13 protein-coding genes are annotated in these 13,337 nt (G+C 59.9%); 7 read left to right on the top strand and 6 right to left on the bottom strand.

Annotation, left to right across the window (positions count from 1 at the left end):
• Positions 1 to 84: 84 nt before the first annotated feature.
• Complete coding sequence (locus IGS16_RS06890; RefSeq protein WP_297084480.1) at positions 85 to 237, bottom strand: hypothetical protein; 153 nt, start codon at positions 235 to 237, stop codon at positions 85 to 87.
• A 155-nt stretch (positions 238 to 392) separates the two neighbouring features.
• Between IGS16_RS06890 and IGS16_RS06885 the strand changes: the two genes are divergently transcribed.
• The 3 genes from IGS16_RS06885 to hpsP are packed head-to-tail and all read left to right on the top strand — an operon-like array spanning position 393 to position 3,302.
• Positions 393 to 908 (top strand): hypothetical protein, encoded by a 516-nt coding sequence (locus IGS16_RS06885; RefSeq protein WP_297084478.1) that lies wholly within the window; start codon positions 393 to 395, stop codon positions 906 to 908.
• Positions 909 to 2,063 carry a glycosyltransferase gene (locus IGS16_RS06880; protein WP_297084477.1) on the top strand — a complete coding sequence of 385 codons (1,155 nt, stop codon included), beginning with the start codon at positions 909 to 911 and terminating at the stop codon, positions 2,061 to 2,063.
• A gap of 18 nt (positions 2,064 to 2,081) precedes the next feature.
• Positions 2,082 to 3,302: a hormogonium polysaccharide biosynthesis glycosyltransferase HpsP gene (gene hpsP / locus IGS16_RS06875; protein WP_297084475.1), complete on the top strand. Its 1,221-nt coding sequence runs from the start codon at positions 2,082 to 2,084 to the stop codon at positions 3,300 to 3,302.
• A 35-nt stretch (positions 3,303 to 3,337) separates the two neighbouring features.
• Here the strand turns inward: hpsP and IGS16_RS06870 are convergent, their stop codons facing one another.
• The 5 genes from IGS16_RS06870 to devC form a co-directional block, all read right to left on the bottom strand.
• Positions 3,338 to 3,520 carry a hypothetical protein gene (locus IGS16_RS06870; protein ID WP_297084474.1) on the bottom strand — a complete coding sequence of 61 codons (183 nt, stop codon included), beginning with the start codon at positions 3,518 to 3,520 and terminating at the stop codon, positions 3,338 to 3,340.
• 167 nt (positions 3,521 to 3,687) lie between these two features.
• On the bottom strand, positions 3,688 to 4,335 hold the full coding sequence (locus IGS16_RS06865) for a response regulator transcription factor (protein WP_297084472.1): 648 nt from the start codon (positions 4,333 to 4,335) through the stop codon (positions 3,688 to 3,690).
• On the bottom strand, positions 4,332 to 5,222 hold the full coding sequence (locus tag IGS16_RS06860) for a trypsin-like peptidase domain-containing protein (protein ID WP_297084470.1): 891 nt from the start codon (positions 5,220 to 5,222) through the stop codon (positions 4,332 to 4,334). The genes IGS16_RS06865 and IGS16_RS06860 overlap by 4 nt, the downstream gene beginning before the upstream one ends.
• A gap of 45 nt (positions 5,223 to 5,267) precedes the next feature.
• Positions 5,268 to 6,209 carry a trypsin-like peptidase domain-containing protein gene (locus tag IGS16_RS06855; RefSeq protein WP_297084468.1) on the bottom strand — a complete coding sequence of 314 codons (942 nt, stop codon included), beginning with the start codon at positions 6,207 to 6,209 and terminating at the stop codon, positions 5,268 to 5,270.
• A gap of 332 nt (positions 6,210 to 6,541) precedes the next feature.
• A complete protein-coding gene (gene devC / locus IGS16_RS06850) occupies positions 6,542 to 7,705 on the bottom strand; it encodes an ABC transporter permease DevC (protein ID WP_297084467.1) in 1,164 nt (387 codons plus the stop codon).
• Between the two features lie 267 nt (positions 7,706 to 7,972).
• On the opposite strand from devC, the gene lexA reads away from it, so the two are divergent.
• The 4 genes from lexA to IGS16_RS06830 all read left to right on the top strand — a co-directional run bounded on the left by lexA (position 7,973) and on the right by IGS16_RS06830 (position 13,252).
• Complete coding sequence (lexA, locus tag IGS16_RS06845) at positions 7,973 to 8,590, top strand: transcriptional repressor LexA (RefSeq protein ID WP_297084465.1); 618 nt, start codon at positions 7,973 to 7,975, stop codon at positions 8,588 to 8,590.
• Positions 8,591 to 8,696: 106 nt separating this feature from the next.
• A complete protein-coding gene (locus tag IGS16_RS06840; protein WP_297084464.1) occupies positions 8,697 to 9,296 on the top strand; it encodes a pentapeptide repeat-containing protein in 600 nt (199 codons plus the stop codon).
• A 192-nt stretch (positions 9,297 to 9,488) separates the two neighbouring features.
• Positions 9,489 to 12,716 carry a BTAD domain-containing putative transcriptional regulator gene (locus IGS16_RS06835; protein WP_297084462.1) on the top strand — a complete coding sequence of 1,076 codons (3,228 nt, stop codon included), beginning with the start codon at positions 9,489 to 9,491 and terminating at the stop codon, positions 12,714 to 12,716.
• Positions 12,713 to 13,252 carry a nickel-binding protein gene (locus tag IGS16_RS06830; RefSeq protein WP_297084460.1) on the top strand — a complete coding sequence of 180 codons (540 nt, stop codon included), beginning with the start codon at positions 12,713 to 12,715 and terminating at the stop codon, positions 13,250 to 13,252. The genes IGS16_RS06835 and IGS16_RS06830 overlap by 4 nt, the downstream gene beginning before the upstream one ends.
• Positions 13,253 to 13,337 lie beyond the last annotated feature (85 nt).

Genomic DNA, 13,337 nt, shown 5'->3' with positions numbered 1-13,337 from the left:
TGGACGCAGCCCTGAGACAGCCTCGGACTGTCGAGGGGTCAGGCGTTGGTGGGTGCGGCGAACACCTGCCAGCGCCGTAAGTGACTAAACGACCAAAATTTCGGGGGAAAGGTAAGCCGCGTCGAAGGGAATCAACGAGCAGCTTGATGGACGATTGTACTGGATGCGATCGCCCCCGTCAATTGCCCTGCGCCAGGAGTCATGCCCCTCAGCGATATTTGCAGTAGCGGCGGCCATCGGAGCTTGCTACAGCATTTTTGAAGCTAGTGAGGCACACGGATGGTCAATAAGCCCTTGCCTCGTGAGGGCAGCGTGTGCCTCACCCCGCAAGAAAATGCTGTATCATCGAGCCGGATTGCATTTTCCAGAGCCGATTTTTTCGGGGCCATCTCATGGTGATTTCAACATTGCGAACGGCAACCCCAGATGCAGGGCGAAGCACGGCCGGGGGCGATCGCCCTTCCGTTGGGGCTAGAGCATCTCGCCGTGGCGTTTGGGCTGGTGGATTGGCGATCGCCCTCTTGGCGGCAGGCTGTAGCGAAAGCAAGCTGGCTCAGTGTAATCGGCTATCTCAGGTGGTGAATGGCACGGTCGCCGAGGTGCAAGCGGTCGTGCAAGCCAATAGCCAGCCCAACGATAAAGCATTTTCGGCCGTCGCCGACCGCTTTGAGCAGGGCAAAGCTACTGTGTCTGCTGTAGAGCTGAGCGATGCCCAATTGAATGACTATAAAGGACAACTGCTGACTCTGTACGACCAGATCATCACCGCCGCCCGCAAAGTCTCTACTGCGCTTCAGCAGGAAAACTTTGACGCAGCCAGAGCCGCCCACCAGGAATTTCTGACTGCTGCCAATCAGGAAAGCCCGCTGGTGGAGGAGATCAACACCTATTGCCAGGTTTCGCCCTAGATGCGCCTTTGGGTCGTCAGCCATACCTACATCGTGGATTTGAATTGCGACAAGCTGAAGGCGCTGGCGGCACTGGCGGCTGATGGAGGCAGGAAGCTGGATATTACGATAGTTGTGCCGCGCACCTGGAAACCGGGCGGCGTGGTCGGCGGCACGGTTCGTCCCCAGGGTTATGATCAGGGCAACCTGCGCGTGTTGCCTGTGGGAAACTTTAGCCAGACGCACCAGGGCTTGCTCTGCTTTCGCGCCGAACTGATATCTCTGCTGCGGCGGCATCCGCCGGATGTGATTCAGGTGGAGCAGGGGGCAAAATCCCTGGCCTATGCCCAGTTGATTGCCCTGAATCGGCTGCTAAAGCTGGGCGCAAAGCGGGTGCTGTTTACCTGGTGGAACTTACCTTACGCGCTGCGGCCGCCGCTGCTCTGGCTGGAACGCTATAACCTGCACCACACCGACGGGGCGATCGCCGGAAATCGGGACGCAGCGGCGATTTTGCGACAGCATGGCTATGGCGGCCCGATTGCCGTATTGCCCCAGCTTGGGGTGAATGAGCAGCGGTTTTGCCCCTGTCCCCAGCCGGCGTTGGCGGCAGAACTTGGCTTTTTACCCGAAGAATTTGTTATGGGCTATGTTGGGCGATTTGTGCCCGAAAAAGGGCTGCGAACCCTGGCCGAGGCGCTGGCGGGGCTGCCTGAGTTGCCTTGGCGCTGGCTGCTGGTGGGGCGTGGCCCGCTGCGGGCAGAGGTGGCGGCGCGAATGCAGAAAGCGGGTTTGGGCGATCGCCTCCGATGGGTGGAGTCTGTGCCTCATGCTGACATTCCGCGCTATCTCAACGTGATGAACGCGCTGGTGCTGCCGTCGGAAACCACGCCCCACTGGAAGGAGCAGTTCGGCCATGTGCTGATCGAGGCAATGGCCTGCCGGGTTCCCGTGATCGGCTCCGACTCTGGCGAAATTCCCCACGTCATTGGCGATGCGGGGCTGGTGTTTCCCGAAGGTCAGGTCGCGGCCCTGCGCGATCACCTCCAGTCCCTCATGCAGCGCCCTGCCCTGGCCGCCGAACTGGCCGCCCGTGGCCACCAGCGGGCGATCGCCCATTTTACCAATCGTGTCTTAGCAGAAAAACAGCTTGCGTTTTATGACCAGTTGATGTGATTTCACTTCCCATCCTCAATGCGCCTTGTCCATATCATTCCTGCCATCTCTCCCGTCTACGGCGGCCCTAGCCAAATGATCGCGGGCTTCTCGAAGGCGCTGGCGGCGGCCGGGGTGGCGGTGACGATCTTGACAACGGATGCCAATGGAGATGTTGGGCAAGCGCCGCTGGCGGTGCCGCTGGGCGTGCCTGTGGCGCAGGATGGGTATGAGATTCGCTACTTTCGGCGGACGGGCTGGCGGCGCTACAAGTTTTCGGCGGGGCTGCTGGGGTGGCTGGCGACCCATGCGGCGGCGTTTGACCTGGCGCATGTTCACGCGCTGTTTTCGCCCGTCAGCTCAACCGCAGCGGCGATCGCCCGCACGCGACACTTGCCCTACGTCCTGCGGCCGCTGGGCACGCTCGACCCCATCGATTTGCAAAAAAAGCGGCGGCTGAAGCAGCTGTATGCCACGCTGATCGAGCGGCAAAACCTGGCGGGTGCAGCGGCGGTTCACTTTACCAGTCGCCAAGAGGCGGCCACCGCCGAGCGGTTTGGGCTAACCTTGCGGGACTGGATTTTGCCGCTGGGGGTAGATCTGGCGGAGTTTGCCGCTGCGCCTGCCGAACGACGGGCGATTCGCGAAGCAATCCCCACGGGAATCGCCCAAGCCGTGCGCGATCGCCTTGCCATTCCGCCCGATCGCCCGGTGGTGCTATTTCTCTCGCGGCTCGACCCGAAAAAAGGGCTGGATCTGCTGATGCCCGCGCTAGAGCAGGTGCAAGCAGCGGGCATCCCGTTTCACTGGATTCTGGCGGGCAGCAACCCCCAAGACCCCAATTACGAAAAACAGGTGAGCGATCGCCTGAATGCTTCTCCGCTGCGGGCTTGCACCACCCAGACCGGGTTCGTGGCCGCCCAGGCGCGGCGCGAGCTGCTGCTGACGGCGGATCTATTTGTGCTGCCGTCCTACTACGAGAACTTTGGGATTGCCGTTGCCGAAGCGATGGCGGCGGGGCTGCCCGTGGTGGTGTCCAACGCAGTGCCGCTGCACGAAGACGTGACCCAGGCGCAGGCAGGCTGGGTGGTGCCCTGCGAACCCCGTGCCCTGGCCCACACGCTGGCGATCGCCCTGCAAGCCGCCGACCGCCCACAGCGCGGCATCGCCGCCCAGCATTGGGCCCGCGAACACTACGACTGGCGGGCGATCGCCCAGCGGGCTATTCAAAAATATGAGGAAATTTTGCAGCGAGCCTAGCAGTCTGCACGATGCGGCTCTTCAACGGCGGGGGGCTAGTAGCGGGTGCCGCGCTTGCGGAGTGCGTCTAGCATTTGCTGGCGAACGGCAATCGCCCACTGGTCAAAATTAACTGGATTAACCTCAACGGGGCTGGCAGTAGAATCGGGCTTTTGCTCTAACTTGACTCCGGTAGGCGGAGTGTCAACGCTCTTTGTGTCGGGCTGAGTGCTGTTCATGAGTCGAGCCGATAATGCCTCGGTTAGGTGACTTGCAATTGCTTTCTCATAGTTAACGTAAATAGCAGGGATTTGCCAGACCTATTATGCGAAAAACGCATTTTAGAATTGCAGAACTTGCATAGCCCCTCTTGCCATCGTTCGACAATTCCTCTTAGCCGCGATCGCTACAGCAGAATCAAACCCCGTCGTGCGCCGAGGGTGACTGCCTCTGTCCGGCTGGACACCTGGAGCTTGGCAAAGAGGGAGCTGATATGAAATTTAACAGTGTGTTCTGACAGGTGGAGGCGCTGGGCGATCGCCTTGTTGCTCAGCCCCTCTGCCAGCATGGTTAGAACTTCGGACTCGCGGGGCGTGAGGGTGGCGTCCAACGGCGCAGGCGGAAGGATGGGGTCGTTGACGGGCAACGCGGGCAGCAGCGTCTCCAGCGTGTCTGGGTGGAGCGGCACCAGACCAGCGGCAGCAGCAGCCACGGCAGCCACAATTTCACTGGCGATCGCCAGCGTGGGCAGCACACCCCGCACCCCCAACCGCAGCGCTTCTGCCACCCACTCCGGCGAGGGGTCTTCGGTGAGCATCACTATCGGCGTAGACAGCAGGCTTGCCCCCTCCGATAGCCACTCGCCCACCAGCGCCCCTGGCTCTTCGCGGGATTCGACAAACAGCAGCAGCACGTCGGGATGCAGCCCCGCGAGTTGCCCTGCTAGGTCGCGTAGTCCCACGCTCCCCACGACCTCCAGACCCGCTTCGCTCAACAGGGCCGATAGCCCTGCCCGCGCTACGGCCGAATTTGCGGCGACCAAAACCTGAGTCACGCGGCCTCCGAGGGGGCGGTCTGGGCGAGGGCGACTGGAGGAACCTGCAACGTGTAGATCTGTCGCTGGTAGCTGCCCGATTGCGGAAAGTTCAAATTTCGCAGGTATTCCAGACGCAGTGTGCTGTCAGGGGGCGTGTCGTCTAGCACGGCCAGCAGATCTTCGGCGCTGCGAAACAACTGCTCGTTGGCGCTGAGTAAGATATCGCCCGGCCGCAGGACATTAGTCACCACCGCCCCTGGCGAAACCTCCAGCACCAGCAGGCCAATTTGCCCGCGCCAGCGATCGCGCGGCACCCAGACAGGCTGGAGCATTACCCCCAGGCGCAGCGGATTGCCGACGGGCGCTGTGTTTTTCAGAAAGCGCTGGACTGTGGCAGTGGAAATGGCGATCGCCAGTCCGTCTGCAATCATGCTGTTGATGCCTACGACGCGCCCCTGCACATCCGCCAGCGGGCCGCCAGAATTTCCCGGCGCCAGTCGCACATCCGCCCGCACCCAAGGGGAACCTGCGGCAGGGGCAGCATGAACCACGCCCACCGTCAACGCCCCCACCATGCCCAGCGGATTGCCGACCGCCAGAACCAACTGCCCGACTTGCAGCGCGGCCGAATCGCCCACCGGGGCAGCCGCCAGTCCCCTGGCTTCAATCCGCAGCGCGGCCAGATCTCGCGCCGAGTCGCGCCGCTGCACAGTTGCCGAAAATACACGCCCGTCGGCCAGTTCTACCTGCGCCGCCCGCCCCCGCACGACATGGGCATTGGTCACAATGAGTCCGTCTGACTGCCAGATCACGCCCGATCCGGCTCCGGTCTGGTCGCTGCGAACTTGCACGGTCGATTGCTGAAGCCGATGGGCGATCGCCCTTAATTCATCTGTTAATTGCATGGTTTCTCTCCCTGCGCTGCGTGCTGTTCTCTAGGGGAGCGCTCTCTAGGGGCGATCGCCGACCCTAAGCGTCACCTGCATCTGCCGTCCGCCGCGAATGATCTCGGCGACCAGAGACTTGCCGATTTGTTCTGGGCCAAGCTGGGCATACACATCGGCAATATCGCCAACGGGTGCGCCGCCCAGCGACACCAGCACATCCCCAATCAGAATCCCTGCGGCATCTGCCGGGCCACCAGCCTCCAGGCTCAGCACAATCACCCCAGCCGTTTGGGGCAGGTGCAGCACCTGAGCCAGCATCGCAGGTAGCCGCACGGGCTGGAGGCCGACCCCCAAGTAGCCCCGCGAAATGCGCCCCCGCTGGGCAAGCTGTTCGACGACGCGGTTGACCGTTGCGCTCGGCAGGGTGAGCGCCAGGTGTCGGGGGCCGCTCGTGTTCATGCCCAGGATGCGCCCCTGAATGTCCACCAGCGGCCCGCCAGAAAAGCCAGGATACAGCGTCACATCGGGACGGATAAACTGGTCGATTTGTCCGCCATGCCAGGTGCGCCAGCCGCCGCCGATGGCGCTGATCACGCCCATGCTGGCGCTGAGGCCATTTTCGGCAGAGCGGCCCGCCGCCAGCACAATGTGCCCCACGCTGAGGGTGCTGCTGTCGCTCAGATCCGCCACTGCACAGGCCGATTCCTCTACCTTGAGGACCGCCAGATCGGTGCTATTGTCGCGCCCAACTAGGGTTGCGCCGCAGGTCTGACCATTGGGCAGCGTCAGGGTGATGTCGTCTTCGCGCTTGATGGTGTGTTCGGCAGTGACCACAAAGCCCGGTCGCCAGTGGATGCCGCTCGACCCCATGCGATGGCGGGCGTGAACCGCGACAGTGGACTGGCCTGCCAGGGCGATCGCCCTCGACAAACCCTCCGAAAATGCTGCCAGCATTCCGCTTCCTGCGACGGCTTCTGCGGCTGCTCCAGTCGTTGAGTCGGTCATGAAACGCCTCCGGTTTAAGAAGTGATACAGCATTTTCTTGCGGGGTGAGGCACATGCCGCCCTCACGAGGCAAGGGCTTATTGACCATCCGTGTGCCTCACTAGCTTCAAAAACGCTGTAGGCCGGTTGCCTATCTGCCTTTAGCTTGCCGAACGCGCCCCGCGCCTGGGATCGGAAGAATGGGCGGATTTCACGCTGATTGACCCTAGACAGATGGGTAGGGGATGGGTGGTTTTGTCGTGCAGTGGGCTGTGCAGTGGGCTGTGCAGTAGGCTGTGCAGCGTATGAGTAATCCACTGACCCAATAGAACCTCGCCCCCAGCCTCTAACCGCTAATTTCCAAAGACCTCCGCGGGATCGGCCGATTGCACCTTGCGAATGGCGATCGCCCCCGAAATCAGGCACATCACCACCGTCGCCAGCAAGATATTCAGCCCGCGGCCCAGCGTCATCTGCATCAGCAGTCCCGTAGCGTTGGCCGTGACCCGATACAGCCCCAGCGAAATCAGATAACCGGGGATAAAGCCCATCACACCCAGCAAAAGCGCCTGTTGAAACACCACGCCCAGCAGATAACGATTGGAATAGCCGATCGCCTTCAGGGTGGCATACTGCGTCCAGTGGTCGGCGACATCGGTGTAGAGAATCTGGTAGACCAGGATGATGCCCACGACGAAGCTCATGATGGTTAGCAGCGTGAACACAAAGCCGATGGCGGTGTTGTTGCGCCAGTAATCCAACTCCATGTCTACGAACTCTGGCTTGGTTAACACGGCCACGTCTTTGGGCAATTGGTCGCGCAGGGTGCGGGCGATCGCATCCACATCCGCCCCGGGCCGTACCCTCAGCAGCCCAATGTCTACCGTATTTAGGTCGCGGCTTTGCTCTTCGGGCCCCAAGTTGGCAAAATAGCGCAAAAAATTCTGATCGCTCATAATTACATTGCCATTGGCAGAGGCAAAATCCGTCCCTAGCGCGTAGGTGCCCACAACGCGCACCTGCTGTTCCGCCAGTTCGGTCACGGTGCCCGTCGTCACGGTTCCCACCTCTGCCCGCGATTTCTCATCTACAATCACCGTCCAAGGCAGCTTCAGCGCCTCCTGGCTGGCCAGCACTTCAGGAATCGTCAGCACCGGGTCATTGGGGTTAAACGCCAGCACCCGCAGCGGACGTACCGCCTTGGTTTCGGGATTCTTCCAGGCAGCGCCATCGCGGACATAGAGCGGATAGGCCGCCTCCACACCGTCGAAGGCCTGCGCCTGATAGAGCCGCCGCCGGGCAAACTGCGCTGGAATAAACATGGTGTATTTCAGCCGATTCACCACGATAATTTCGCCGTTCAGCACCTTGAGCAACTGCACCTGGCTGTCGTAGAGTGCGTTTTCAAATCCGCGAAACATGAACATCAGCAGCACTGCAAACGCCACGCCGGCGATCGCCGTTAGCAGGCGGCGACGTTCATAGGTCAGGTTTGACCAGGCCAGGGGCGTTCGCATGGGCAAGAGAGCGAGTGGATAAATCGGCAAGGGAGCCAACTCAGGGAACCGTCGGCTTTTTCCTAGTCTAGTGTCTGACCGCGTGATGCAGCCGTTTACCCAGCCGCGCCTGAGTTATAAGCAAAGAATCATAAGCAAATTTAATTGTGAATATTGCTGTCTTTTTGCCTGAAAGGCTAGACAGAATGAAAAAGTTTTGGTACACCTGTTCTTTGAGGGTGTAGCTCCAAATCACTCCTCGTCAATTCGCCTTTTCCCCAAAGCGCTATGGAACCCTTAACCGAAGTCCAGCAGGAACTCTACGACTGGTTGGTCGAATATATCCGCGAAAATCAGCACGCCCCCTCGATCCGCCAGATGATGCAGGCAATGGGGCTGCGATCGCCCGCGCCGATTCAGAGCCGCCTGGAGCATCTGCAAAACAAGGGATACATCGACTGGACGCGGGGCAAAGCCCGGACGCTGCGCCTGCTTCATGGATTTTCTCAGGGCGTGCCGATTCGGGGTGAAGTGTTTGCAGGGGGAGCGCTGGAACCTGCAACGGGCGACACAGAGTTTCTCGATATTTCTGGAATGCAGCTCAAGCCGCAAGATTACGCGCTGCGGGTAACAGGCGACAGCATGATCGAAGCCCTGATTGCCGACGGTGATGTGGTGATCATGCGTCCGGTGAAAGAGCCAGACAAGCTCAAGAACGGCACGATTGTTGCAGCGAGAGTCGAAGGAGAGGGCAATACCCTGAAGTATTTCTATCGGCGCGGCAATAAGGTAACGCTGAAGCCCGCCAACTCAAAGTACGACCCCATTGAAAGACCCGCTTCAGATGTGCAAATCCAGGGGATGTTGATTGGCGTTTGGCGAGATTTTGGTGCTGGGGTTGGCTAAGACCTACTGCCTTCCTGAAGATTTCTGGATCAGCGCCACGCTGCCGATCGATGTGATGGAGAATCGAAAAGGCAAATAATCAGGCTGAAGGCTATCCATCGATTCTATGCAGACGTGTTGGGACTGGTTCCTTGCGAAAACCCGTGATTTTGGAGCGCCCTTTGGGTGGCCTAGCCTGCCCAGGCTAGAGTCAGCTTCCCAGAGCTTTGCAAAAGCGGGGCGAACGGCAGTGCCTGTGGGGGCGATCGCCCTTGCTCTTCTGCTCCTCAGCAGTTGTGCCAGTCCTGATCCGCAAGCCCGCCTGGCTAATACTAAAGAATGTATCGAGTGCGATTTGCAGGGCAAGGTTCTGGCCAATACTGACCTCAAGGGCGCGAAGCTCAATCGCGCCAATCTTAGCGGCGCTGACCTCAACGGTGCCAATCTAAGCGAAGCGCTGCTAGACACCGCCAACCTCAGCGGCGCAAATCTGAGCAACGCAGACCTCAACCGTGCCGCGCTGCCCTCTGCAAACCTCAGCGGTGCAAATCTCTCCGGTGCCAGCTTGAAGAATGCTTTCTTGCGGAACGCAGACTTTACCAATGCTAATCTCAGCAATGCCGACTTTAGCGGCAGCGATCTCAGCGGAGCGAAGCTAGACGGCGCAACCCAGGAAGGGGCTGTTTTTCAGGGCGCGATTCTGCCAGATGGGACCGTGCAGCCGTAGTTGGCCCCAGAGCGGCGTTCCTCGATTGGATGCCAAAATGGAGCGATCGCCCCGCAGTGCTGACGCAGAAACACAGGCAATTTCAGACATGGAGTAAAATCCTGACAAGCGTCTGGACGTGGACTTGCAAGGGGTTCCAGAAGGGAGTTCCAGAAGGAGGTTCCAGAACGATACACTTGAGCGGGTGATGCCATGCCTCCCAGGTTGCACATTAAATTGCTTGGAGACTTTGCCATTACCGATGAGCGACAGATTTCGTTGGGCATTGGCAGCGATCGCCAACAGGCTCTCCTGGCCTATCTGCTGCTGCATCGCCGCACGCCGCAGCCTCGCCAGCGCCTTGCCTTTCACCTCTGGCCCGATTCCATCGAATCCCAGGCTCGCTCTAACCTGCGAAAGGCCCTTTCCCACCTGCGACAAGCCCTACCAGAGCCGGATACGGTGCTGCTGGCAGATGCCAAAACGCTGCAATGGTCACCCAGCGCCTCCATTGTTCTGGATGTGGCGGAATTTGAGAATGCGGTAAAGCTGGCTGCCCAGGCGACCGAACCCGACATCGCGCGATCGCACCTGGAAGCCGCCTTATCTCTATACCAAGGCGATTTGCTGCCCAGTTGCACAGACGAGTGGATTGAGCCAGAGCGCGATCGCCTCCAGCAGACGCACAAGCGAGCATTGCAGCAGACCATCACGCTGCTCAAAGCACAGCAGGATTACGATATGGCGATCGCCTACGCTCAGCAGGTGTTGCGAAGCGACCCGCTCAACGAATCCGCCCACACGACGCTGATGCATCTGCACTGGCTGAAGGGCGATCGCGCCAACGCACTCCAGGTCTATCACCACTGTATGACGCTGCTGCGGGAAGAATTGGGCGTTGACCCTGGTCCCACCCTCCGCAAGCTGTACGACCAAATCCTCAACGCAGACGATGAGCCATTTGGCAGTCTTGCAGGCAGTATTGCAACTGCTTCTGGGGGCGATCGCCCGCTGGTCAGTGCCGCCCTGCTGTCTCCTGCATCGGCAGCGCAGCAGCTTAGCCCGCTGATTGGGCGAACCCACGAATGGGACACCATCCAGCAGTGGATGGGGGCAGAGAATTCGCTGGATAACGCAGCTTTGGACACCCTGCGCGATCGCCCGGTGCTGCTACTGACGGGAGAACCGGGCATTGGCAAAACGCGCCTGCTGCAAGCAATTCAGGAGCAGTTTCAGCAGCAGAATCACTGCATCCTGTGGGGGCGCGGCTTTGAAGCAGAAATTGTGCGTCCCTATGGCGTGTGGATTGATGCGCTGCGTGCGTTTGTGACGAATGCCAACGTGCAAATACCGGAAGATTTGACTTACCTACTCAGTGAATCGAGTCCTTCATCGCAAAGTTCCGATCGCAGTCCGTCGGATCGCAGCTATCTATTCGACAGCGTGGTTCAGTTTATTTCCACGCTCTGTTCCAGCCAGTGTTCCGTTTTGATTGTTCTGGACGATATTCAGTGGATCGATGAAGCATCGTCATCGCTGTTGCACTATGCCATTCGGCTGCTGAGTCAGCATTCCGTCTTTTTTGCCTGCACCGCCCGCACCAAAGAGCTAGACGACAATGCAGCCGTGCTGCGAGGATTGCAAGCGCTGCGGCGAGAACGGCGCTTGCTGACGCTGCCGCTGCAACCGCTAGAGCCAGAACAAACTGCCGCGCTGATTCGCAGTGTTTACGCGCCTCTAGAGCAGGATTGGTCGCCAGAGCAGACGCAGCAGGTGTTTATCGACAGCGGCGGCAATCCTCTGTTTGCGCTGGAAATTGCGCGGGCGATGTCCTCAGGCGAAGCAACCCACGCCGATAGTTTGGAACTGCTGATTGGCGATCGCCTGCAACGGCTGGACGACTACGCTCGCGAACTCATTCCCTGGGCGGCCGCGCTGGGCAGAACCTTTGATCCCACCACGCTGTCTGACATTGCTGATGCACCGCTGTCTAAGCTGCTGACGGGCATTGAGCAGCTAGAGCGAGAAAGCCTAATTCGGGTGAGCGCCTCTCACGGACAGGAAACACGCTACGACTTTGCCCACGACATCGTGCGGCAGGTGGCCTATCGGCAACTGTCGGAACCCCGTCGTCGCTTGCTGCATCTCCAGATTTCCCAAAAGCTGCACCAGCGGGCAAGCCATGACTCGTCTTTGGCGGCAGAAATCGCCCATCACGCCGCGCTGGGGGGCGATCGCGCTCTGGCAGCCACGGCGTGTCTGGCGGCGGCCAACTATTCGCTCAAACTATTTGCCTATGCCGAAGCTGCGGAACTTTCTCTGCGCGGGATTCAGCATTGCCAGGTGCTAGATCAGCGCACCCGCGTTCGGCTGCATATCGAACTGCTGCAAGTGCTGCTGTTTGCCGGAGTTCCTGCCGAACAGGTGGCTCCGCTGGAGGCAGAAGTTCAGGAACTGGTGCAAGAAGCCCATCGGCTGGGCCTCTCGGAAGCGGAGATGGCGGGGCTGGAAGTGCTGATGATTCTAAACTTTCAGTACAGCAATTTTGCCTATGTGCAGCAACATTCCGAGCGAGTCGTGGAAATTGGGCGGTTGGCTAATCCCATGATGACGGCTCGCGCCCTGGCATCCAGTGGTTCCTGTTTGGCGGAAGTGGGTAGAGAGATGGCGCGGGCAGAGGCGCTGCTGGAAGAAGCGCGATCGCTGGCGGCACGAGTGGGGCAAGATTCGGCGGATTTGTACGGTGGGCTGGGTCGCGTGCGACTGCACACGGGCGACTATGACGAGGGGCGGGCACTGCTGCAACGGGCCTACGAGATCGCGCAGCAGGAGCAGGATCATTGGCGCGAATGCTGGGTACTGACCTATCTCGCGATGACAGAACTGGAAGCAGGAAACCCGGTGGCAGCGCTGGCCTATAGTCAGGCGATCGCCACTGTTGCCTCGCAGATTCAGGGCCAGGGCAGTGAAGCCGCCGTAGCAGATGCGCTGACAGCCCTAGCCCGATATCATTTGCAAAAAACCGATGTAGCGGCGGCACTCGATCAGGCGATCGCTGTCCTGCGACAGCTCGACAATCGCCGAATGCTGTCGTATTTGCTGAGTAGTGCCGCTGAGGTTGATTTGGCGAGCGATCGCCCCACCCAAGCCATTGAGAAAGCAGCCGTGGCGCTGTCCGAAGCTCAGGCAATTAATCAGCCCGTCGATGTGACGCTGGCGTGGGCGCTGCTGGTGCAAGGCTGGCTGCGAGTTTCCGAAAGCGCTGCCGACCGCAACGCTGTCGCCGCGGCCCGGCAGCAGGCAAGTGACCTGTTCCAGCAGTTCTATCCGCAAATCAGTGTTGCCGATCTCAGCCGCCGCGCCCGCGCCGCCGTTACCCAAACCCGACACCAGATGGCCCTAATGCATCCCCATGCCGTTGCTCTGGAAAAAGCGCCATGACCCTCATCATTGTTGAAACCGATCGCCCCGATCCCATCACGCCAGAGGTTCTGGCAGACGAAGGAAATCGAGTGTTTCCCTGTCTGGCAGCGCGAAATGCAACCTGGCGATATTCCCTGCTGTCGGGCGATCGCCACCGCATGATTTGCAGCTTTGAGGCTCCTGATGCCGAAGCCGTCCGTATGTCCTACCGCACGGCTTATGTTCCCTTTGAGAAGATGTGGGTTGACCATCTCCGCGAACCGGAGGGTATTCCGCCTGTGTGGAACGAGTCTGCGCTGGTGGTGGTCGAGATCGCCTATCCAGCGGGACTTTCGGAGCCAGAGCAGCAGGCGCAGTGGCAAGTTATCACCCAGCGCTTGCTGCCTTGTTATGCAGAGCAGGGGGTGGAATGGGTGCGATCGCACGTTTCGCCAGCCCAAACCCTGATCCTGTCGGAACTCAATGCGCCCGATCCGGCACTCATCGAGGCGGCCCATCGCCAGGTCGGTCTACCCCTTTCCCGCTTGTGGTCGGCCACGCTGCTGAAGCCCTAGTCCGGTTTTTGTGGGGCAATGTGCTAAAAAGCGTGAATCCCCGCAAGGTCTTACCCAGCAGGGATTCTCAATCAGAGACAAATCA

The sequence above is a fragment of the Thermoleptolyngbya sp. C42_A2020_037 genome (assembly GCF_015272455.1).
Lineage (GTDB): Bacteria > Cyanobacteriota > Cyanobacteriia > Elainellales > Elainellaceae > Thermoleptolyngbya.
This window is presented reverse-complemented; position numbering and strand designations above follow the sequence as displayed.

Coding starts and splice junctions, on each gene's coding strand:
- IGS16_RS06890 (WP_297084480.1), bottom strand. CDS start 237: ATGGCCGCCGCTACTGCAAATATCGCTGAGGGGCATGACTCCTGGCGC.
- IGS16_RS06855 (WP_297084468.1), bottom strand. CDS start 6,209: ATGACCGACTCAACGACTGGAGCAGCCGCAGAAGCCGTCGCAGGAAGC.
- IGS16_RS06885 (WP_297084478.1), top strand. CDS start 393: ATGGTGATTTCAACATTGCGAACGGCAACCCCAGATGCAGGGCGAAGC.
- IGS16_RS06870 (WP_297084474.1), bottom strand. CDS start 3,520: ATGAACAGCACTCAGCCCGACACAAAGAGCGTTGACACTCCGCCTACC.
- lexA (WP_297084465.1), top strand. CDS start 7,973: ATGGAACCCTTAACCGAAGTCCAGCAGGAACTCTACGACTGGTTGGTC.
- IGS16_RS06860 (WP_297084470.1), bottom strand. CDS start 5,222: ATGCAATTAACAGATGAATTAAGGGCGATCGCCCATCGGCTTCAGCAA.
- IGS16_RS06830 (WP_297084460.1), top strand. CDS start 12,713: ATGACCCTCATCATTGTTGAAACCGATCGCCCCGATCCCATCACGCCA.
- devC (WP_297084467.1), bottom strand. CDS start 7,705: ATGCGAACGCCCCTGGCCTGGTCAAACCTGACCTATGAACGTCGCCGC.
- IGS16_RS06835 (WP_297084462.1), top strand. CDS start 9,489: ATGCCTCCCAGGTTGCACATTAAATTGCTTGGAGACTTTGCCATTACC.
- IGS16_RS06880 (WP_297084477.1), top strand. CDS start 909: ATGCGCCTTTGGGTCGTCAGCCATACCTACATCGTGGATTTGAATTGC.
- hpsP (WP_297084475.1), top strand. CDS start 2,082: ATGCGCCTTGTCCATATCATTCCTGCCATCTCTCCCGTCTACGGCGGC.
- IGS16_RS06840 (WP_297084464.1), top strand. CDS start 8,697: ATGCAGACGTGTTGGGACTGGTTCCTTGCGAAAACCCGTGATTTTGGA.